Annotated in this window: 15 protein-coding genes; 5 read left to right on the forward strand and 10 right to left on the reverse strand. The window is 61.1% G+C overall.

The features are described 5' to 3' along the window. Both PMA3_RS17505 and PMA3_RS17510 read right to left on the reverse strand, forming a co-directional pair. The gene (locus PMA3_RS17505; RefSeq protein ID WP_064678352.1) at nucleotides 1-669 is read right to left on the reverse strand and encodes an ABC transporter ATP-binding protein; all 669 of its coding nucleotides are present in this window, start codon (nucleotides 667-669) and stop codon (nucleotides 1-3) included. 351 nt (nucleotides 670-1,020) lie between these two features. After that, on the reverse strand, nucleotides 1,021-1,827 hold the full coding sequence (locus tag PMA3_RS17510; protein WP_064678353.1) for a class I SAM-dependent methyltransferase: 807 nt from the start codon (nucleotides 1,825-1,827) through the stop codon (nucleotides 1,021-1,023). 179 nt (nucleotides 1,828-2,006) lie between these two features. On the opposite strand from PMA3_RS17510, the gene PMA3_RS17515 reads away from it, so the two are divergent. Beyond that, nucleotides 2,007-2,393 carry a hypothetical protein gene (locus PMA3_RS17515; protein ID WP_064678354.1) on the forward strand — a complete coding sequence of 129 codons (387 nt, stop codon included), beginning with the start codon at nucleotides 2,007-2,009 and terminating at the stop codon, nucleotides 2,391-2,393. Here the strand turns inward: PMA3_RS17515 and PMA3_RS17520 are convergent. From PMA3_RS17520 to PMA3_RS17540, 5 genes are all read right to left on the reverse strand, one after another. Next, nucleotides 2,384-3,814, reverse strand: a complete 1,431-nt coding sequence (locus PMA3_RS17520) for a sigma-54-dependent transcriptional regulator (RefSeq protein WP_064678355.1) — start codon at nucleotides 3,812-3,814, stop codon at nucleotides 2,384-2,386. The two genes, PMA3_RS17515 and PMA3_RS17520, sit on opposite strands and share 10 nt — an antisense overlap. After that, complete coding sequence (locus PMA3_RS17525; protein WP_064678356.1) at nucleotides 3,783-5,279, reverse strand: sensor histidine kinase; 1,497 nt, start codon at nucleotides 5,277-5,279, stop codon at nucleotides 3,783-3,785. Before PMA3_RS17525 ends, PMA3_RS17520 begins: the two co-directional genes overlap by 32 nt. Nucleotides 5,280-5,381: 102 nt before the next feature. Next, nucleotides 5,382-6,416, reverse strand: a complete 1,035-nt coding sequence (locus PMA3_RS17530) for an SCO family protein (RefSeq protein WP_064678357.1) — start codon at nucleotides 6,414-6,416, stop codon at nucleotides 5,382-5,384. Further along, complete coding sequence (locus PMA3_RS17535; RefSeq protein ID WP_064678358.1) at nucleotides 6,413-9,220, reverse strand: multicopper oxidase domain-containing protein; 2,808 nt, start codon at nucleotides 9,218-9,220, stop codon at nucleotides 6,413-6,415. The genes PMA3_RS17530 and PMA3_RS17535 overlap by 4 nt, the downstream gene beginning before the upstream one ends. Before the next feature lie 181 nt (nucleotides 9,221-9,401). Then, on the reverse strand, nucleotides 9,402-10,850 hold the full coding sequence (locus PMA3_RS17540; RefSeq protein WP_064678359.1) for a sensor histidine kinase: 1,449 nt from the start codon (nucleotides 10,848-10,850) through the stop codon (nucleotides 9,402-9,404). 304 nt (nucleotides 10,851-11,154) lie between these two features. On the opposite strand from PMA3_RS17540, the gene PMA3_RS17545 reads away from it, so the two are divergent. From PMA3_RS17545 to PMA3_RS17560, 4 genes are read left to right on the forward strand one after another with little or no spacing between them, the layout of a single operon-like run. Beyond that, nucleotides 11,155-12,501 (forward strand): hypothetical protein, encoded by a 1,347-nt coding sequence (locus PMA3_RS17545; RefSeq protein ID WP_064678360.1) that lies wholly within the window; start codon nucleotides 11,155-11,157, stop codon nucleotides 12,499-12,501. A 35-nt stretch (nucleotides 12,502-12,536) separates the two neighbouring features. Further along, on the forward strand, nucleotides 12,537-14,771 hold the full coding sequence (locus PMA3_RS17550) for an Ig-like domain-containing protein (RefSeq protein WP_064678361.1): 2,235 nt from the start codon (nucleotides 12,537-12,539) through the stop codon (nucleotides 14,769-14,771). 60 nt (nucleotides 14,772-14,831) lie between these two features. Then, complete coding sequence (locus PMA3_RS17555; RefSeq protein ID WP_064678362.1) at nucleotides 14,832-15,293, forward strand: curlin; 462 nt, start codon at nucleotides 14,832-14,834, stop codon at nucleotides 15,291-15,293. 27 nt (nucleotides 15,294-15,320) lie between these two features. After that, complete coding sequence (locus PMA3_RS17560; RefSeq protein WP_064678363.1) at nucleotides 15,321-16,769, forward strand: curlin; 1,449 nt, start codon at nucleotides 15,321-15,323, stop codon at nucleotides 16,767-16,769. A 150-nt stretch (nucleotides 16,770-16,919) separates the two neighbouring features. Here the strand turns inward: PMA3_RS17560 and PMA3_RS17565 are convergent, their stop codons facing one another. The 3 genes from PMA3_RS17565 to PMA3_RS17575 all read right to left on the reverse strand — a co-directional run bounded on the left by PMA3_RS17565 (nucleotide 16,920) and on the right by PMA3_RS17575 (nucleotide 20,511). Next, nucleotides 16,920-17,249, reverse strand: coding sequence for a DUF6124 family protein (locus tag PMA3_RS17565; RefSeq protein WP_064680738.1), 330 nt, complete (start codon nucleotides 17,247-17,249; stop codon nucleotides 16,920-16,922). 569 nt (nucleotides 17,250-17,818) lie between these two features. Beyond that, a complete protein-coding gene (locus PMA3_RS17570) occupies nucleotides 17,819-19,087 on the reverse strand; it encodes an IS110 family RNA-guided transposase (protein WP_064678364.1) in 1,269 nt (422 codons plus the stop codon). A 557-nt stretch (nucleotides 19,088-19,644) separates the two neighbouring features. Beyond that, nucleotides 19,645-20,511: a CsgG/HfaB family protein gene (locus PMA3_RS17575; RefSeq protein WP_064678365.1), complete on the reverse strand. Its 867-nt coding sequence runs from the start codon at nucleotides 20,509-20,511 to the stop codon at nucleotides 19,645-19,647. Nucleotides 20,512-20,531: the final 20 nt, after the last annotated feature.

Below are 20,531 nucleotides of genomic sequence, written 5' to 3' on the forward strand. Positions count from 1 at the left end.
TCAGCGCTCGTCCGCGCCAGCCAGACGGCCACCCTGCAGTACCACTTTCTCTGCCAGTCGCGCCGCGACCCGGGGGCTGTGGGTGACCATCAACAAGGTCGTGGGGCTGTCCTCGAGCAGTTCCAGCAACAACTTCAACACCTCGTCGCTGGTGGCTTCATCGAGGCTGCCGGTGGGTTCGTCGGCCAGCAGCAGTTTCGGTTGCGACGCCAGCGCCCGGCCCAGCGCCACCCGCTGCTGTTGCCCGCCGGACAACTGCTCCGGATAACGTCGCAGCAGATCAGCCAACCCCAGACGCTGCACCAGGTGCGCCTGCCAACGCGGATCATGCCGCCCTGCCAGCCGCGCCTGGAACGCCAGATTGTCCTCCACCCGCAAGCTGCCGATCAGGTTGAACTGCTGGAACACCAGGCCGATTTCAGTCCGCCGCCAGTTCGCCAGTTGCCCTTCGCTCATCTGTTCCAGGCGATGCCCGCCGCTGACGATGCTGCCGCGATCGACCTTGTCCAACCCGGCGATCAAGTGCAGCAAGGTACTTTTGCCACTGCCCGACTCGCCCATCAGCGCCAGGCTGCTGCCGGGTTTCAAGGTCAGGTCGACACCTTGCAATACGGGTAATGGACCCTGGGGAGTGGCGTAGCTTTTGAAGACGCCTTGGACCGACAGCATGGGGGCAGGCTCGTTGAGGTCAGTGAGCCTAGGATAGCGGACGGCAGCGACACCGCGTTATCGTTCATCGTGGCGGTGCGGCGATCCGACAAGCCACGCTCCCACATTTGATTTGTGTTTGAGCAAGTTTTGTGGCCGACACAAACCCCCTGTGGGAGCGGGCTTGCCCGCGAAGGCGGCGGTACATTCAACATCAATGCCAGCTGATCCACCCCTTTCGCGAGCAAGCTCGCTCCCACATTTGATTTGTGTTTGAGCGAGTTTTGTGACCGACGCAGATCCCCTGTGGGAGCGAGACCGGCTTGCTCGCGAAGGCGTCAGTGGCAGCTACACATAGTCCAGCTCAGAAACTCAACCCTTCACCCCCACCAATGTAAAACACAATGGCAACTGCGCCTTCTGCTGTTGATACCGGTCATAGAGTTCCTCACGATTGGAATGCGGGTACTCCTTGAAGTGGCTGATCCGCAGCCCGGCGTCGATGGCGCCGGTGAAGATCGCGCCCAGCGTGTGCACGAACCAGTAGGACGTCGCGGATGGCTGTTCGACTTTCCCTTCGTAGACGATCGGCTGGTCCTGCACGAAAGGTTCGCGGCGAAAGTACGAGCTGTCCAGGCGAAAGGGATCAGTTGACTCGGGGTCGAACATTTCCAGGAAGGGGTGGGTTTCGTACACCACCAAGCTGCCGCCAGGCTTGAGGGTTTGCGCGACATGGCGGAAAAATTCGCCGATGTCCGGCATCCAGTTCAAGACGCCAATGGTGATCAGCGCCACGTCGAAACGATCGCGAAGTTCGCCAGGCAGGCGATGGATATCGGCCTCGATGAATTCAGGCGCATGAGGCGAACGCGAGGCCAGCTCCCGGGCCTGATCGAGAAAAGCCACGGACTGGTCGACGCCGACCACGCTACGGGCACCCAGCGCAAACAGCGAGAGGCTTTCACGACCGTTGTTGCAGCCCAGCTGCACCACATCCTTGCCGTCGACGCCGACCTTTTCCAGCAAACCGGTCAGGGTCTCATCCAGGCAGGAAAAACCTCCATGTCCCACGGCGCTCGAAAGGGCCTGCCATTCAGGGGCGTCCTTGTGGTGTCGGGCGGAGTCATTCCAGGCATCGCGATTGCTGGCGATGGCGTTTTCTCTTGTCGGCATTTCCATTGCACGCTCCAGGACTCGGGTATTGATTAACCGGCACGAGTCTAGATCAGCGCCTTGAAAAAACCCATTTGGCGTTTGTTGGTTTCTTGTAACCCAGGCAGCGCAAACGCGTACCCGTATGCCAGCTATAGTTAATGGCCTTGGGGAAATGCGGGAATACCGATTTCGCAGGTGCAACCATGAACAAAACCGATCTGATGCTGGCGTTCGCTGTTTGCCTGACCACCGCCGCCCAGGCGGAAGACCTGACCCCCACCACCGATTACAGCAGCGGGTTCAACTATTATGGCGAGAACCAACCCTTCGCCCATCCCGTTCCACTGTCCCTGAGCACCGTGCCGCCGCGGTCGTACATCCCCACGGCCCCGGGAACGTTCATCCCGATTGCGAGCCAGCATGTATTCCATGACTCAAGATTGCCGACCGTCGCGGATGCCACCGTGCGGGTGTTCATCCGCTCCTACGACGCCGAACGCGGCGTCTACGTCAACGAAGAAGTGCTCGACCCCTCCTGTATGCTCGCGTGCCTCAGCGGCCAGGAACTGCCTGCCCAGGTCTACCACTGACGTTTGTCCGGGCGCGCGAGGCCGAGCTTTTCGATCCGGTAACGCAGCATGTCGCGGCTCAGGCCCAGCAGCCGTGCGGACTTGGTGACGTTCCAGTCGGTCTTGTCGAGCATCTTGCGCACCATGTCGCGCTCCACTTCCGGCAGGTTCATCGACTCGGTGCCGTTATAGACCGGGCGCGGTTCGCTGTGTTGGGGTTCCTGCTGGTACGCCAGCGGCTCGTCCACCAGGCTCAGGCACACGTTCAACTGATGGGTGGCGATGGTGTCGCTCTGGGCCAGCAGCACGGTCTGCTCGAGCATATTGCGCAACTCGCGCACATTGCCCGGCCAGCTGTAGTTGAGCAGCAACTCTTCGGCCTGGTCGCTGAAATGCAGGTGCGGCTTGCCATAGCGTTTGCCGTGGATCGCCAGGAAATGCCGGGCCAGCACCAGAATGTCTTCCCCACGGGCGTACAGGCGCGGCATCTTGATCGAGATGATGCGCAGGCGGAAAAACAGGTCGCGGCGGAATTTGCCCTGCTGCACCATCTGTTCGAGGTTGCAGTTGGTGGCGCTGATCACCCGCAAATCGACTTTGCGCTCCTTCACCGAACCGACCCGGCGTATGGTCCGGTCTTCCAGCAGCTTCAGCAGCTTGGCTTGCAGCAGCAGGTCCATTTCCCCGACTTCATCGAGAAACAGCGTACCGCCATCGGCCGCTTCCACCAGCCCGACGCGACGATCCTTGGCGTCGGTAAAGGCGCCTTTCTCGTGACCGAACAGCTCCGACTCCACCAGGTTGGAAGGAATCGACGCGCAGTTGAATTCTATGAACGGGCCTTTGCTGCGCGGGCCGTCGAAGTGCAGCGCCCGGGCCACCAGTTCCTTGCCGGTGCCGGTCTCGCCTTCGATGAGTACGGGCGGCAGATCGGTGTTGGCCATGCGCCGCTCGGCGTCGAGCAACTGCCCGATGGTGTTTTTCAGATACTGCATGGGCGCCGAGTCGCCGATCAAGGCCTGCACCCCGGACTTCTGCGCTTCGCGTTCCTGATAAAACGACAGCGTGCGTTCCATCCGCTCGGTGGCCAGGGCCTTGTCCAGCAATAGCTTGAGCTCCGGCAGGGCCACCGGTTTGGTGACGTAATGGAACGCGCCCTCTTTCATCGCCGTCACGGCATCTTCGACGTTGCCGTAACCGGTCATCATGATCACTTTCAGATCCGGCGCGCTGATGCGCAGCTTCTGAATCAGGTCGTGACCGCTCATGCCCGGCAGCGAATTATCGGTGAGCACCACATCAGGCACGAACGTGCCCAATTGCTCCAGTGCATCCTCGGCCGAGTGGCAGACCGTCACCTCGAAGTCTTTGCGCTCCAGGTAGGTCTGAATATTCTCGGCAAGGAGTTCATCATCCTCGACCAGCAGTATGCTGCGCTCCATGTTCCCCTCCCGTTGCCACTTTAAAGTTGAGAATGACGCGGGTTCCTTCCTGCTCCTGGCTGGTCAGTACGACCGAGCCTTCGAAACGCTCCATTATTCGTTTGACCAGGGCCAGGCCTACGCCCAACCCGCCTTGTTTGGTGGTGAAGAACGGCTTGAACACCATTTGCTGTTGCTGCTGGCTCATGCCCTTGCCGGTGTCGCTCAGGGTCATGCAGACCCGCCCTGGCTGCGGCCATTCGATGTCGATACTGAGCACGCCGCCCTTGGGCATGGCTTCCAGGGCGTTGGCGAACAGGCTGTTGAGAATCTGCGTGAGCAAGACCCGTTGGCTGACAACCGACGGCCACGCCCGTGGGGTGAAACGCACCTCTACCCCGTAGCGCTTGATCAGCCCGTCGAAGGCCCCTAGGGCATCGTCGATGGCCAGCACCAGGTCCACGGTTTCATCGTCATCATTCACCGGCCGCAACGACATCAGCAATTCCCGGACCCAGCGCGACATGCGGTCGACCTGGTTGATGATGTCGCCGATGTTTTTCTGCGAGCTCTGGCTGGCGATCTCCTGGGCCAGTTCGGCGCTGGAGCGAATGTTCGCCAGCGGATTGCGCAGGCTGTGGGCCACCGCCGAGGACATTTCGCCCAAGGCAACGAAGGTCTCGTTGGTGATCAACTGTTTCTGCTGGCTCTCGAGCAGTTTTGCCGCACGCCGCACTATCCAGAACAACGCCAGGTAAATCGCTGCGCCGCCCAGCACGGTCACCAGCCAGATGGCTTTGAAACCGCGCTGGATGCGCGCCACCAGATCCACCGGTTCCTTGTAGATTTCCACCATGGCGATCACTTGGCTTTTGTCGGCATTGAACATCGGAATGTAGTTCTCGATGAACAGGTATTCAGGCTCGCGCAGCAATCGCTGCTCGGGGCGTTCCTCGACAATTTTGTGGTAGCTGGTGGACACCGCCTCTTTCATGGCAAAGGACTCATCCAGCTCGTCATCGCCTTCAATGCGCTCACCGATCAACTCGGGATTGGTCGACCAGACGACGGTACGGTCCTGGGCATAGACCGTAGCCAGCAGCAGGTCGGGCAAATGCTCCACGTGATCGAGAAACTCGACGCGGGCGGCGGCTCGGGTCGCCGGTTCGACATCGGGATAAGCATGGTCCTGGCGCGGATCGAGCATCTCACCCATGGTTCGGTTGGGGCTGATCGCAGCATGGCGGATTTCGGCATCGCCCATGGCCTGGATGAACTGCGCGGTCAGCATGGAATCGCGTTCGACACTCTCGATCACCACGAATCGCGTGGAAACGTAGCCCAGCCCCAGCGCCACGGCAGCGATGATGAAAAAACTGCCGAAGGAGAACCAGCGCAACAAATTGAATGGCCCGCGCCTGCCCTGGCGTTCTGTTACCGGCGTCTGCAACGACGCCGCTGTCTTTTGTTGTTCCAATGTCTGCATGGGTCGGTCCTGGATGCTTGCGACAAGCCTTTTCAGCCGTGTTTCGAATCAGTGTAGGTGTCATTGTTGGAGACAGATGGCACCTTTGATACTATTTAGCCGCTAGTGCGATTGCACCGCCTGTAACGGCTGCTGCCGTTCGGTTTCCTCCTGCAAAAAAGCCAGGATGGACTGCGCCGCGTTCTCATCCAGACGCAGGTTGGGCATCGCAATCCTGTCGAAGCGCTCGAACAATTGCATCGCGATCGGGTCCTTTTCGGCCAGCATGCGGTCCGGCTCGCGGATCCAGCGCGCCAGCCAGGCCGGCGCCCGCTGACGTGTAACGCCGATCAGGTCGGGACCGATGTCGCGCATCCCGGTGCCTTGCCCATCCTGAGGGCCGAGGCTGTGGCATGAGGCGCAGCGGGTGCGGAACAATTCTTCGCCGGTGCTGGGCGGCCGCAGCTGCGGCGCACTGACGTAGCTCTGCTCGACACTGGGTTGCTTCCAGTTCTGCAAGGTATTGGCCAATTGATCGGCCAGAATCCACGGGTTCTCGAAGGGTGACGCTTTCATCCAGCGGCCCGTGCTCTGGTTGCCGACGATCAGGCTCAGGTTGTGATCCTTGTTGCGACCGTTGTCGACGCCTTCGATGAACAGCCCCAGCTTGTGCCGCAGCTCGGTGACAGCGTCGAAGTCACCGGTGAGAAATTGCCAGCCCGGCCCGACCTTGAACCGTCGCGCATAGGCCTTGAGCACCTCGGGCGTGTCGCTGAGCGGATCGATGCTGATGGAATAGAAAAAGATGTCCTTGCCGACCCGGTCCCCGAGCAACTGTTGCACCTGGCGCAGGCGCGCGGTTTCCAGCGGGCAGGAATCGCTGCAGGTAGTAAATATGAAATTGATCACCACCACCTTGTCCCGGATCAGGTCATCGAAGAAATGCACCTGCCGACCGTCCTGGTCGGTCAGCAGGGTATTGGGGAAATAACCGGCGCCCCAAGGTGTCGCCGCCGCCGCAGCCGGCGCCTCGGCCACCTCGTGGGCCACCAACAACCGGGTAGCGAGCAGGCAGCTGACCAGCATCAGTACCAGGTGCAGGCCCAAGGCTGTAGAGCGTGGCGTTTGCCCGTTCATGTCGGCTCGCTCCCGATTCATTTCTTGACCGGCACTTGTGGGCCGAAGCCATCGCCGGTGCGGAAGGTCGGCAGGGCGGCGGAGTTGACGTAACGCACGCCATCCCAGCTCGGCAGCGGCGTCGGCATCAACTGCAATTGCCCCGGCTTCTCGATGTCCCAGCGCAGCAGCATGGAGTTGTCCTCATGCTGGGTGTTGTGACAGTGCTCCATGTAGGTCCCGGCGAATTCACGGAAGTTGATCGCGAACTCGACGCTGTCCAGGCCATCGTCTTCCGAACCGATGCGATAGACGTCCTTGCGCGCCCATTTTTCCCATTCCGGTGGTGCCTTGCCGCCGCGGCTCAGGATGATCCCCTCCTCGAAGTGCACATGCACCGGGTGGCTCCAGCCCTTGCCGCCGGCCTTGATGTTCCACACTTCCAGGGTGCCGAACCCGGTGACACCGGCATCGGTGGGGCCACTGGCCAACTGGGTCGAGGTGTTCAGGCGACGCGGGTCCATATGGAAGCCGAAACCGCCGTCGGTCTTGACCGTCCAGGGCGCTGTGTCGGTGCCGTCCGAGCGCCCGTAGGTGAAGGTGCGGTGACGGGCCTTGGCCAACAGCGCCTTGTCGGCGACGGTATCGCGATGGATCTTCAGCGGGATCATCGCCATGCCTTCGGCCTTGCCCGGTTTGGCCGGCTCATAGGCTGCCGGGTCCATCGCCAGGTCCTGACCGGTGTAGGCCTTGACGTTGAGCTGCAGGATTTTGCCCACGGCCGGGTCGCCCTTGTCCCACTGCGGGCCCTTGCTGCTTTGCTTGATCACCGCCAGGTATTTTTCCGAGAGCACATCGCCCAGGGCAATCGGCTCTTTCGGGCCCTTGCCGTCGTCATGGGCCAGCAGGTTGACGAAGAACAGTTTGTCCCCTGGCTTGATCCCGTTCTTCGCGAAGTTGACGATGATGTCGAAGCGTTCGGCGATGCCCTGGGTTGGCAGGATTGCGTTGTGATTCTGTTTATTGCCGTCGGCGTCCAGGTCCATGCTGCCGTCGAACGGCACGCTGTGCTCCATGATGTTGCCGTCGTTGGCAATCAGGTGGAACGGCACCCGACTGTAGGACACCCCGGCGTTTTTCGGCCCGGGAAATTCACCGCCGTTGCCCTTGACCTCGCGCACCAGGGCCAGCTTGAAATAACGCGACACCGAGCCGTTGAGGATACGCAACCGATAGCTGCGGGCGCGCACGTCCAGGGCCGGCTTCCACTGCCAGTTCACCAGTATCTGGTCACCGAGAAAGCCATCGGTATTGAACGGGTTGAACCAGAGTTGGCCGCCCTGATCCCAGGCCTTGTCGGCGATCAACAGGTTGACGTCGTAGTCGCGGTTGCCCCACGGCAAGGCGCTGCCGCTGGGGAAGCGCAGGTTGACGCCGTCGTTCACCGATTCGTTGCCACGGTCCAGGGCGCTGTAGTAGTTCATCATCGCCGCGTTGCCCTTGTAGACGTTCTGCGCGGTGAAATCGAGCATGTGATCGTGGAACCAGTGGGTGCTCATGGTTTCGCGCCAGTCGCCACGGATCTTGATGGTGCCGTGGTCGCACGTCTTGAGGCCGGGGTTCATGTCATTGACCCACAGGGTTTCCCCCGGTGAGCAGGGAAAGGCCGCGCGGGGGTCTTCGGCGCGGGTATTGATGCTGTCGTAACCGGCCAGCTGAAGCGGCCAGCGATAGTCGTAATACTGCCCCGGAAAGAAAAACGCGTTGGCGTAACCGTCGCTTTCCGCCGGTGCGTGACCGTTGTGTTCGTGGGTGCTGATGGTGTGCAGGCCGAAGCCCATGTTGGCCGACGGGTCGATGGGCAAGCCGTTGTAATGGCGCATCAGCACCGGCTGGCCGTACCGCACCATCAGCAATTTCGGCGGCAAGGTGCCGTCGAAGGTCCAGACCGCGTTGTGGTTCTGTACCGGCATGTTCGGGTGAAAACGCGCGTCGACGCCTTTGGCCGTGCCATCGGTCAGGGGTACGCCGGCGGTGTTGTGATAAAGGCCACCGGGACCGAACTCACCCAGGGCGTAACCATGCATCTGGCGACTGTCGCGCAGGCCGCCGTTGGTTCGCGCACCGGTCTGCACGGTCTTGTAGGCCGCTTGCGGGTAGAACTCGTTCCAGCGTTGATGCGACCAACCCTTTCCTGGCGGACGGCCTTCGGCGGCAGAGCCGATGTGCCGGTTGAGGAAGTACTCGATCTGCGCCTGCCACGGATTGCGGTCGACCACGTTGGCGAACTGGCTCGGGAATGGCGTCAGTCCCGGTTGGCGCAGGAAGGCATCGAGGGCTGCGCCGGGGGGCGCACTGCGGGCCGCACTGGTGGGGTCCTGCTGAGGCGCCGGGCCGATCACCGCGGGGGGAAATCCCAAGGGTGCCGCCGGTGTGGTGGGGTCGAGTTTTTCCGGACCGAATTCTTCGAACAACACCAGTTGCTGAGTGAACGGCTGAGCGCCGAACAGCGGGCTGGGCTTGCCATTGGTGGGGTAGTTGAAACTGGTCTGCACCGTGGGCGGCAGGATGTTTTCCTGGCGTGTGGTGTCGCGGCTGCCTTTGACGCCATCGGGCAAATCGAAGGCGTCTTCGTTGGCCTCCGGCAGGGTCAGGATGGCGTTCAGCGCGGCCGGTTTGTCGACGGGTTCGTCGTAATACGCCGACGGGTCGGTGGGTTCGGGCTGTCGTTCGTCATCGATGGGGCTGGCACGAAGACCGGCTGTTCCCAGCGTCATCGTCAGAAGGACGCTCAAAGGCGTCAGGAAGCCGAACCGCTTGAAGGGGAACCGCGCTTTACTGTCCATCACCAGCCGCCTCGAAGTCATGAAGGGGTACTGGTGATTTGCAAGGAGCTCGCCATATTTGTAACTATTTTTTACAAAGGATTAAGACCTGACAAAACAGTGGCTTATCAACATCAATGTGCCATGATCGGCACGCAGCTGGGGAAAAACACCCGCTACCGGGGAAAGTTCACACCCGTTTTCAGGTGAGCCGTTTAAACGCAAGACGCACGGTGGTGCCCTCGCCCTCGCGACTTTCCAGGGTCACCCCGCCGCCGAAACGGTCCATGATCCGCTTGACCAGCACCAGCCCGACCCCCAGGCCACCGCGCTTGGTGGTGTAAAACGGCCGGAAGGCCATGCTGCGCTGCTCTTCGTTCATGCCTTTGCCGGTGTCGCTCACGACCACGCACACGCCGTGGGCATCGGTTGGCTCCAGGGTAATGGTGAGCGTGCCGCCCTTCTCCATCGCCTCCAGTGCATTGGCCAGCAAACTGTTGAGAATCTGCGTCAACTGCACCTGCTGGCTCAGGACCATGGGCGTTTCCGTGGGCTGGAACACGACCAGGACGTTGGCCTTGGCGATCTGCTGCTCGAAGGCCATGAGGCTGTCGTGCAACGCCGCCACCAGATTCACCGGCTCCGCTTCGTCGTTGAGCGGGCGCAAGGATTGCAGCAGCTCCCTGACCCATTTCGACATGCGATCGACCTGGCCGATGATGTCGTTGATGTTCTTGTGCGCCGCGCCGCTGTCGAATTCCAGCGCCAGTTCAGCGCTGGAGCGAATGGTCGCCAATGGATTGCGCAAGCTATGGGCGACCGCCGACGACATCTCGCCCAGGGCGACGAAGGTTTCGTTGGTGATCAATTGCTGCTGTTGCGCCGCCAGCTGAATCGCGGCCCGGCGCACGATCCAGTACAGCCCCAGGTAAATCAGCCCGCCGCCCAGGGCGGTGGCCAGCCAGATCAATACCAGGCCGCGCTCCATGCGATTGATCAGGTCCTTGGGCTCCTTGTAGATCTCGACCATCGCGGTGACTTTGTCGCCGTCGGCATCGAACAGCGGAATGTAGTTCTCGATGAAGATGTATTCAGGGGGTGTTACGAACTTCTGCTCCATGCGGCTTTGATCGACGTCGTGATAGCTGGCCGACACCGGGGTCTTGGAGGCAAAGGCATGATCCAGGTCGTCGTCGGTATGGATGGTAGTGCCCATCAATGCCGGGTTGGTCGACCAGATCACCATGCGGTCGGGGGCGTAGATATTGGCCAGGATCACATCCGGCAGGTGTTCGATGTGGTCGAGGAATTCACCACGGGCATTGGCCCGGGCCATGGGGTCGACGTCGGGAAAGTCTTTGTCCTTGCGGGGGTCGAGCAACTCGCCCATGGTCCGCACGTTGGGAATCGACACATGGCGCACCTCGGCCGAGGCGATCGCCTGGATAAACTGCGATGTCAGCAAGGCATCGCGCTGCACGCTTTCGGTAATCACGAACCGCGTGGACACCGACCCCAGCGCCACGGCAACCGTGCCGATCACCGCCATGCTGACGAGCGAAAACCAGCGCAACAGATTGAACGGCGGCTTGCGCGAGTGCAGGCGGGTATCGCCCTCCTGCGACAGGAGCGCTTTGGTAGGCATGTTCATGGACATTTGTTCCCGACGTTTCCCCTATAGGGTTATAGCCCAATGCTGGCCGTTTGCCCGATGTCGGGGTTTGGACCGGCAAAGGCTGTGGTAGCTATCCCACACCTCCCCGCCTTCCCCACCTACCCCCAATGCTGGGGACAATGGCCCGTTCGCTCGAGCGCCTGTCTGATAGCGATTGACCGCCGAATGCCCGCGTTCCGGACCTCTCAAGAATGTTTTCGCCTATTGGTACGGAAGTTGCCCCACCCCCTCTCAACTGACCCACCTCACGGGACAGGTACTCTGATAGAGGGATTAACTCATGCACCCTTTACTGTCCAAAACTGCGACCGCCCTGGTCGTGAGTGCTCTGGCCCAAGGCATCGCTCAGGCGGCGCTGTATGCCGTCGACCCAGGACCTTACCTTCCATCCAACGGCTCGTTCGCCGCCTGGTATCAGGACACCCACGGTCGAACCCTAGACCTGTGCCTGTCCAAGGCTGTCAGTTCCAGGGCTCCCGGAGCACCCGGCGCGCCGTCGTACATGTGTACGTTGCTGCCGACCCCCGGCGTATTCGACGATGCACAACCCATCGTCTTCCCGACCAACTTCCCTGACGAAGCCTTCTGGTTCACCGCCGACGCGGCAATCGTCGACGCTGCCCGGGGCATCGACCTGTCGTTCGGTACCGCCATCGAAGCGGCCTTCGCCGCTGAAGAACCGGTCGAAGGCGACCAGATGAGTTTTGCCCGGGTACGTATCCGCGTCGACGTGCCCACCGCTGGCACCTACACCATCACCCACCCTTATGGGGTCGACATATTCGACGTGCCTGCCGGGGGCACCCGGGTGATCAACATGACCCGCGACATCGGCATCGGTTCGCCGAAAACCTACGACGGCGCCCTGCGCGGTGACGTCGGACCTTTCCTGCGCAGCGTCAATGGCCCCTACACCGAGACCAATCCGCTGACCGGTTCGGCCGAGCAATTCATCGGCGACCCGAACCTGGAAGAGGCCGTCACCGGCAGCCCGTTCAACACTAACTTCGTGCGCATCGAAGGGCCCAATGGCCTGGATCTGCGTACCACGCTGTTCAGCATCTCCGGCAAATTGTCGACGGTGGTGCGGCCGACCCCGATGATCGCCCAGCGCAGCACTTACTCGCGCAAAGCCGGTGAAAGCGCGCCGATCGCCCAGCAGGACGTGTTCGTCATGGCGCCACCGCCGCCGGCGACTGTCGGTGTGACCAGCAGCAGCCCGGTGCTGAACATGAGCGAAGCCAACACCACCGGCAACTGGTACGCGCAGTCCGCGGCCAACCCGACCTTGCCGAGCACGGTGCAGGTGACCGCCGACAACCACCTGGCGATCCCCACCAGCACACCGACCACCTTGTCCATGGCGCTGACCGACCTGGTGGTGATCCAGCGTGCGGAATACAGCCTCAGCAGCGGGCAACTGACCCTCGTGGCCTCGACCAGTGATGAAACTTCGCCGCCAGTGCTCACCGCCACATCCGCCAGCGGTGCCGCCATCGGCGCCCTCAGTGGCGAAGGCGCGGTGAAAACCCTGGCTACCGGGATCTCGCCGATTCCACCGGCCAAGGTTCGCGTGACGTCATCCAATGGCGGCAGCGACACCGAAGAAGTGGTCATCGTGCAATGAACGCTCACACGCCCAGATCCTCATCAGGAGGCATCATGAACAATTGGCCACGCCTGGCGCTCAACGCCCTGGGACTGACTCTATCGCTGTCCGGCAGCGCGTTCGCGCAACTCGCCGCCGTCGACCCCGGCCCTTACACCTTCGCCACGGGGAAATTCCCCATGTGGTATGAGGACAACAACCAATTGAAGCTGGAGCTTTGCCAGTCCCGGGCCGCGAGCTCGCGGGTGCCGACCACCACCCCACCGTCCTTCATGTGCATCCTGGCGGCGGAACCGGGGGTCTACGACGACGCCCAGCCGATGGTCTTCCCCGACAACTGGCCCGGAGAAGCCTTCTGGTTCGCGGCGGAGACCGCAATCCCGCAAGTGGGCAACAGCGGGTATGAACTGGAAGTGTATGTGGCCGCGGTCGAGGCGGCATTCGGCGCCGAAACTCCGGTGGAGGGTGATCAGGTCTCCTTCGCGCGGATTCGCCTGCGCGTCTCGGTGCCCACACCCGGGATCTATACCATCACCCACCCTTACGGGGTGGAAACGATCAACGTCACCACCACGGGTCGGCGCGCCATCAACATGACCCGGGACATCGGCATCGGTGCGCCAGGTAACTTCAGCGGTGTGCTGAACGGCAACGTCGGCCCGTTCCTGCGTAGCGTCAACGGCCCCTACACCGAGATGAACCCGGACACCGGAACCGTCGAGACCTTCGTCGGCGATCCGAACCTCACCGAGCAGGTCACCGGCAGCCCCAACAACACCAACTTCGTGCGTATCCAGGGACCAGCCGGGACCATCGAGACCAACCTGTTCACCGTATCCGGCAAAGTCCTCGACAACCGTGCCCAGACCCCGGTGGAAATCGACCGCGCCACCTACCGGCGCACCGACACCGGCACGCGGGTCGAAGTCTTCGGCAAATCGGGCAACGCGTCGAGCCTGTGCTTCCGCGAAAGCATTGCCCTGGTACCCGGCCCACCGCTGTCGCCGTGCCTGATCAACATGACCGGCGACAACAATGGCTTGTTCTTCGGCCAGCGTCAGTTCACCGGCAACGTGCCCCCGGTCGTGGTGGTCACCGCCACCAACCCGACAGGTACCACCCGGCCGACGGCAGTGTCGAGCAAGGTCACCGACGTGGTGAAAGTCCAGACCGCTCGCTACAACTGGAGCAATCACAGCCTGCTGATCGAGGCCACCTCCACTGACGAAGTGGCGGTACCGGACATGGTCGCCCAGGGTTACGGACGTCTGTCGAAGACCGGCACCCTGCAACGCCTGACCGTTGCCGACCTGATGCAGCCACCGGCCACCGTGACGATCAAATCCGCCGCGGGCGGCAGCGATACCGAGCCGGTCGTGGTCGTTGGTTCGGCCCCGGATACCGGCGAAAACCAGGCGCCGATAGCCGTGGCCGACAGCGGCAGCACCAGCTTCGGGGTGCCGATCACCCTCAGCCTGCTGGGCAACGACAGCGACCCGGACGGCGACACGCCACTGAGCATCACCGCGCTGACCCAACCGGCCGCTGACCAGGGCACCGTCGCCTTGAGCGGCACGGCAGCGGTGGTCTATACCCCACCGGCCGTCGTCAATGCACCGCTGACCACGACCTTCACCTACAAGGCGCAAGACGTCAAAGGCCTGGCTTCGAGCGCTCCGGCGACCGTGACCATCACCGTGGCGCCTAACCAGCCTCCGGTGGCCGTCGTCGACAGCATCGCGACCCTGGGCGTGGCGGTACCGATCAACGTGCTGGCCAACGACACCGACCCGGAAGGCAACGTACCGTTAACCGTCGCCATCCAGACCCAGCCAGCGACCGGTCGCGGCACCGTCAGCACTGACGGCACCGTGATCACCTACACCCCACCGGCCACGGTCACGACGGCCTTCACCACGACCTTCACCTACATCGCCAGGGACAGCTTCGGCGCCCAGTCGGCGCCGGCCACGGTCACGGTGCAAGTCTCGCCAAAACCGGCAGCGGAAACCTTCGCGGTGACCGCGGCCACGGTGACGGCCCGTTCCAACAACCGCTTCAACTGGGACTTCTCGGGCACCTCATCGGTGACCACCGGCAACACCATCACCGTCCAGGTGACCACCCCGACCGGGCTGGTAACCCTCGGTACCACCACGGTGCCGTTGACCGGACGCTGGCGCCTGACCGTGAGCAACAGCACCACGGTGATCCCGTCGGCGAACCCGACAGCAACCATCCGCTCCTCCCAGGGCACCGTGCGCACTGTCGCCGTCACCGTGCAGTAAGCCCTCGCCCCACCGATCTGGCCGATCGGTGGGGCAGGCCTCTTTCCCAAGGACGCCACCATGAAAAAATCGACCGCCACCCTGCTCTGCCTGCTTCTGCTTTGCAGCAGTGCGGGCGTGCGCGCCGATGATTTGATGGAGAACGACGACCTGGCGCCCGCAGCCGACCTCGGCGAGTGGCCAGCGCCGATCGGCCAGCAAGCGCTGATCGACCAGAACGGCCAGGCCAACGTCGCGCTGCTGCAACAGAACGGCCAGTCGCTGCTGGGTCACATTGTCCAGTCGGGGAGCAATCAGGAAGCGTTCATCCTGCAGCAAGGCAGCGACCTGATGGCCCTGATCACCCAGCAAGGTTCGGGCAACAACGCCGGGATCACGCAAAACGGCAGCCACAACCGCGCGCAGATTTCCCAGAACGGCAACAACAACGACGCCAGCATCGACCAGGCCGGCACGGGGCTTTCCAGCGCCGTGACCCAGTCGGGGAACGGCATGAGCGTTTCGGTCAAACAGTATCGCTAAAGCACTGCACCACTTGGAGGTTTCATCATGTTCAAACTGACGCCCCTTACCGCCGCCATCCTGGTCATTGTCAGTGCCCAGGCGATGGCCGACGACAGCCTTTCCACCCAGAACCAGGTCGGTACCGCCAACATCGCCGAGGTGACGCAAATCCAGGCCAGTTTCAGTACCGCCACCCAGACCCAACTCGGCGAAGGCAACAACGCGGCCGCCAAGCAAGAAGGTGCCACCGGCACCATTACCCAGGATCAGGTCGGTGACTTCAACGCCGGTTATGCCGAGCAGCTGTACGAAAACGGCAGCACCATCGTCCAGCAACAGGTCGGCGCCTTGAACATCACCCATGCCAGCCAGTCGATAGGCGCACTTGGCGCCAACCAGGCGTTGCAGCAACAGCAAGGCACCGGCAACTTCTCTTTCATTTACCAGGAAGGCCAGGACGGCAATACCGCCACCACCTCGCAGCTGGGTGACAGCAACGAAGCCAACGTCGAGCAAATCGTGTCCGGTACCGGCAACAACGCGACGGTCATCCAATACGGCACCGCCAACTACGGCACCGGCGAACAGATCGAGCACGTGGCCGGGCAGATCAATATCAATCAGGCCGGCGAAAGCAACTATGCCTATGGCCACCAGACCTTGGGCAACGGCGGCACCGTGACCATCAACCAACTGGGCGACATGAACGGCAGCGAAGTCTGGCAAGACACCCAACTCGCCAGCCAGGCCACCGTCGACCAGATCGGTACAGCCAACGAAACCATCGTCGACCAGAGCTTCGGCGAAAACAACGTCGCCCAGGTTCTGCAAGTCGGCGACCTCAACGCGATCTACGCCGACCAGTTCGAGTCCGTCGGCTCGACCCTGGCGCTGTACCAACAGGGCACCGGCAACGTGCACTTCACCTACCAGAGCGGCGACAGCCATGTGCTCAATGCCAACTCGGTGGGTAACGACAACAAGGTCTATGCCAGCAACTGGAAAGGCCCGCAAGCCGGTGGCCAGTTCGGCAGCAACCAGCGTGCGACCGTCAACCAGCTCGGCAGCAACAACATCGCCAGCTTCACCCAGGATGGCGCCGGCCACATCATGACCACCAACCAGGCCGGTACCGGCAACAAGACCACCGTCAGCCAGGCCGACACCTACAACGAGCTGTACTTCGACCAGAACGGCAGCGACAACATCCTCATCGCCTCGCAACGCGGCCTCACCAACCTGGCCCAGGGCACCAGCACCGGTATGGGCAACAGCACCGAGTACGACCAGTCGGGCACAAGCAACCAGGCCTTCACTACACAATATGGGGATGATAACCAGATCGTTGTGAAACAGGCTGACACCATGAACGTGGCGTATGTGACCCAAGGCGGGACGGGGAACATTGCCAATGTTGACCAGAGTGGGATGACGCAGATGGCGACTGTTCAGCAGTATGGGACGGGTAACCAGGCGACTGTTCTGCAGCAATGATTGTAGGGTTGTGAAAAACCGCGAGCCTGGGTGCAGGATCGCGGTTTTTTTATGGCTGACGCGGTTGCGTAGGAGCGAGCGGTGCGACGATTCGACTTGCCCGCGAAGAACGATAACGCGGTCTACCTGACGATCTCTTGTAGTGACTGTTTAGTCTTGAGGATCGAGGTTATCCAGTGCCCGGTTGACTGTCAGATCAGCCAGCATGATGACCTGCTGGATGCCCAACACCATGCTGCGCTGCGGCCCATCTACAAAGGTCGCGAAGTCACTGGCCATGACGCTCGCCGACGCCAGCGACTCACAGGCGTGTGCCAACAGGCTTTCGGTGTCGATGTCCGGGGCGATGATGAACATTGTGCTGGGTTTGCGGGGTGTGCAGGTTTTGAGAATGGCGGGTTTGAGGCGAAGGTTGGAGGCGCGGGCGGCGGTAGTGCTTTCGCTTTGTGATTCTGGGGGATTCGGTGTCGGTTTGGGTATGGTGAAGATCCTGTAGAAAAATGAAACCACCATGACCTGTCGCTAAACAAGCAAGGGTGGCGGCTGTACGAAGGTTAGCGAACCGGTACAGGTAAACCCGGCAGACCCGAAAGTCTCCGACGCACAGCCGCCATGATCAAATTGCAGACATAGAAGCCTGCAATGAGGACTGAAGTGCTGTTGCTCCCTGTAACTGTTCGGATCGCTAAACCCGATCGCTGAATTTGCAGCGATAGGGCAACGATAAAGACCAGGGACAAAGCGCACAAGCCGGCGGATTCTGGCGTAGTTGTAGGCAATGGCGCAAGGTGATGTAGCCTTCAAGTCGGTCCTACAGACAACTGCTTGAACCCATAAAAGTCGGGTTGGCTGTCAGCCGCCTTCGCGAGCAAGGGTTCCAGGTGTATCCGTGAAATCAGGTCGGCTGTCAGGCCGTCTTCGCGGGCAAGCCTCGCTCCTACAGGGGTCCGGGTACACCCGCGCTCTTCACCACTCATCAGGCCGAGCGTTAGCTCGCCTGCAGCTCTTGATTTTGATCCACCCGCCCCTTCATGCCCTGAGCCTTTCCGTCAACCCGAAGCTTCCTCCATTGGTATCTCTATCAATGTTGATCCCCGGCGTATCAAAGCCTGCAGGTAAGCCTTTTCGTCATAGACGGTGCTGGTTTTCCAGCACCGATAAACGATTCTGATCCACTTGAAAGCGAGCCCTCTGAGAGTCGCTTGGTATGAGCAGCCTTTCGCCCGCTGCTGCCGATAATAGGCCTCGGCCCATGTGGATTGAGTGATGCTGTGAGCGGCCCATTCGACAAAGGTCTGGCGCAAGAAAGTTGAGCATTGGTAGCGCCAATACACGAGTTTCTTTTTTCCGCTACGCTGGGTAACCGGTGCGATTCCGGCATATCGCTGCATCGCACTGGCGTCGTTAAATCGATCTCGCTGCTCACCAAAAGCCACCATCAGGCGCGGTGCAAGATGTTGGCCGGCTCCAGGCAGTGCCTTAAAAATCGGGTAATCGGCCAAGGTGTTGGCCGTTTCTTCGATCTCGCGATCAAAATCCTTGATGATGGCAAGGAGCCCTTTGAGTTGCGACGCCAAGGCCGTCGCGTACAGCTGTGAAGGACGTATCACCCCCGGATCCTGCGTCAGAGGAATCGCTTTGCTGATGATTTCCCAGCGCGCTTGATTGAGCTGAGAGCGACGAGCGTTGTGCTCGTTAAAGAACTTGAGAAAGGCACTCTGGCGAGATCGCTGGATGTGGTCAAGCGTGGGCCAGCACATCAGAAAGTCACAGAACATCACGGTGTCATGATCGCTAAACAGTTCCAGGGCCAATGGATAGTACTGTTTGAGCGTGCAGATCAAGCGGTTGCCCATCCTCACTCGCTCGTTGACCAGTGCGCGCCGATGTTCCGTCAGGCTGGCCAAAACACGCATGGCAGGGCTTTGCGGCATCAATTGGGGGAACCGAAGGGGATAAGTGAGCAACAACTCGAGAGCCCATTGAGCATCGGTCGGATCATCCTTGGCGCCGCTGCCAATAAAGGTTTTACGATGTTTGGCCAACGTGCTCGGATTAATCGGAAACAGGCAGAAAAACTCGTACTTTTGCAGGGCCGCCACCAACGGGCCCTTGTTGAGTTCAAGCGCAATTGCAATCGGAGCACCGTAGCGCTCAAACAACGATTTCGCCCAACGATCAATCGATTGGGGCGTGTGGTCGATTACTGAGAAGTGCCGTCGGGTTTCCCCCGCGACCTGCAAACACACGTCGTGCTTAATATCTGCCCAATCTATTCCGACATAAGCAGTGAATTTCTGAGACAGGAGCGTTTGCATCAACCACCTCCACAGGCGCTAAAGTACATGCAGGGACATGCATGCTTGCGTCCAGCGAAAGCGATATAGAGAGCCGTGTCGGGCTTTCCCTGAGTATTCGTTAAAGGGCGCAAGCGCACCTGGGGGCTCGAAGATGAAGGGGTAATCATCGAGTGCTTGGGAGGCATATTCGTAGCCCACAGGTGCATGTTCCTTCTCGGATCAAGACTGACTTCGAGACATCGAAGTATGGAAGAAGAAGGAACAGACAACCTATATCGGGAGGCTGAGTGGAGGTGTTCATCCGGGGAGTGGCGCGCAGCGCCGTTCGACGCAGTCGAACACGCTGCATGTAGGTCGTAGCGAAGCAGACCGGAGGGCAGTGTCCCCGGATGGACACCGGAGCGAAGGCACCCCGAGCCTTAGCGAGGGGCCGGACGCCGGGGCGAGACCTTTGGTTCCTTTGGGGCGTTTGCCAAAGGGACTCGCCGTAAGGGCGAAACCATAAGCGGCCGTTACCGCAGCAACGGATATGTACTCAACCAACAAGAACCTGGTCGGCCCGAAGGCCGCCACGTTCACTCATCCCCACCCTCTGGCACCACCTTGGCCTGGGTCAAATACCGATCCAGCGTCTCATCCTGCACCAGCGCCGTCTTGTCCCCCGCCACCTGCCACATCTTGCGTTCAATCCCCTGGGCCAACAGATGCCCCACCGCCGCCTCGATCGCCGACAACACACACAACTGCGCCGGCTCGTTCGTGGTGTACCCGACCTCGGCCTCAAGCAACTTCTTGAACTCGATAAACTTGAACACCCCGGCACTGCGCGCCACGGAGTAGATGGTCTTGCTGGTCATCACGTTGGCCAGGATCTGCCCGCTGCGCACATCCACCGCCCGCAGGTTCACCGTGACCTGATCCACCCGATATTCGCGAGAAATGTCGATGCCCAGGTAACCGGCCCCTTCCCCGCCGCTGCGCACGTTGGTGTCGTACGCAATGATCCCGCCCTCGAGCATCATGTTCGCCGCCTGCAAGGGCGGCAACTCACCCTGGATATTCATCGGCGTATTCGGCTTTTTCTGCGAGGCGCGGATGATCTTGCGTTCGGTCAGCAGGTTCTGCAGCCCCTCGCGTTCCAGCACCACGAACCAGCCGCTGGCCTGCATCGCGTCCATCAACATGCTCGCCGCGCCCTGGGTCACGCTGGTGGAAAAGGAACTGGCCGGGGTCGGTTTGTACTGCCCGGTCTGATCCCGGAAGCCGTACACCACCGCCATCAACCGGCCCTTGGGTCGTGGCATGTTCAGCAAGTCGTAATAGGTCGACGCCCGAGGTGTCAGGGTCGGGGTTTCGGTGTCGTGCTCCGCCGACATCGGCTCGCGCAGACTGCACCCTTGTAATGCCGCCAACATCAGCCCTAGCGCTATTATCTTTTTCATGTCCTTGACTCCCCATTGAC

This window comes from Pseudomonas silesiensis, from assembly GCF_001661075.1.
Lineage (GTDB): Bacteria > Pseudomonadota > Gammaproteobacteria > Pseudomonadales > Pseudomonadaceae > Aquipseudomonas > Aquipseudomonas silesiensis.